Origin of the sequence: Janthinobacterium lyxosi (assembly GCF_051380665.1) — a bacterium.
In the GTDB taxonomy this organism is placed as follows: Bacteria; Pseudomonadota; Gammaproteobacteria; order Burkholderiales; family Burkholderiaceae_D; genus Janthinobacterium.
The window spans coordinates 1-1641 of the sequence record NZ_JBNYXM010000080.1; the positions used below are offsets into that span (position 1 = coordinate 1).

The 1641-nt window shown below is 53.9% G+C and carries 1 pseudogene; it reads left to right on the top strand.

Going from position 1 to position 1641, the window contains the following annotated elements:
• Positions 1-1641: pseudogene (locus ACQ4WP_RS29220) on the top strand (hypothetical protein); the annotation flags it as partial.

Here is a 1641-nt window from a genome sequence, read left to right on the forward strand (position 1 = left end):
TTATGGCTACGACACCGACAACCGACTGGTCAGCGAATCGGACTCGCTGGGCAATGTTATTACATACGGATACGATGCTGTAGGCAACCGTATCGCGGAAACCGACGGCTTGGGCAATATCACTCGACACACTTATTCAGATCATGCGCTGGTCAGTACGACCGATGCCGTGGGTAACAAGACATCGTTTGCATATACATCGGTACAAAAACGTACTACCGACGCTATTGGCAAGGTGCTTGACGATGATTACTTTACCGATGGCCGTCTAAAATATAGTGATCTGCTCGGCGGTGGTTATCTTGCTTATTTATATGATGCTGCAGGCAATTTGATAAGCGTCAGGAACACTAACAGCGGTGGCAGCATCACTTATACGTATGATGCCGCCAACCGTCGTACCAGCGAAACCGGGCCAACTGGCAAAGTCATTACTTATGCCTATGATGCCGCAGGCAACCTCGCTGAAACAAGCGAGGGGAGTGGCCGAGCAGTTTCTTATGCCTATGATGCCGCCGGGCGCCTGGTAAGCCAGACAGATGCGTTTGGAAATATTACCAGCTATGGCTATGATGCCACCGGAAACCGCACGCAGGTGAGCGATGCCAGTGGCCACGTTACCACCTTCGCGTACGACGCCAATAACCGTCTACTGTCGCAGACCGATGCGCTGGGTAACGTCATTTCGTATGGTTATGACGCGCGCGGCAATCGCAGCAGCGTTACGGATCCAAACGGTAATACCACCACCTATGGCTATGATGCACGCAACCGCCTGATCCTGATCACCGACCCGTCAGGCAAGGCCGTTGCATATACCTTTGATGCAGCTGGCAACCGGATCACGTCCACCGATGCCAACGGCCATGTAACGACCTACGCCTATGATGCGGATAACCGGCTGCTCAGCCAGACCGATCCGCTGGGTGGTGTCACCACTTATGGCTATGATGCGCTCAGTAACCGCATCACGGAGATTGATGGATTGGGCAACGTCACCAGGCATACCTATTCGGACCACATACTGACCAGCACCACCGATGCACTGGGCAACAAGACGCTGTTTGCGGATACGTTGATAAAAAAGCGGACCACCGACGCCAGTGGCAAGGCATTTGACGACGATTACTTCATCAATGGCAGCTTGAAATATCGCGACCTGATTGGTGGCGGTTATCTTGCTTATTTGTATGATGCGGTAGGCAACCTGACCAGTATCAGGAATACCAACACTGGCGGTATAGTCACTTATACCTACGATGCGGCCAACCACCGCCTCAGCGAAGCCGGCGCCACCGGCCAGCTCCTCACGTACACCTATGATACTGTTGGTAACCTTGCGACAACCAGCGAAGGCGGCGGCCGCACGGTCACCTATGCGTATGATGCCGTCAACCGCCTTGTCAGCCAGACCGATGCGCTGGGCAATGTCACCCGCTATGGCTATGATGCGGCGGGTAACCGCACTCTCGTCACGGATGCCAACGACCATCGTACTACGTATGCCTACGATATCAATAATCGGCTTGTTGCCGAAACCGATGCGCTCGGCAATACCATCTTGACCACCTACGATGGCGCAGGCAATCGCAGCAGCGTCACCGATGCAGTAGGCAATGTCACCCACTATGCTTACGACGG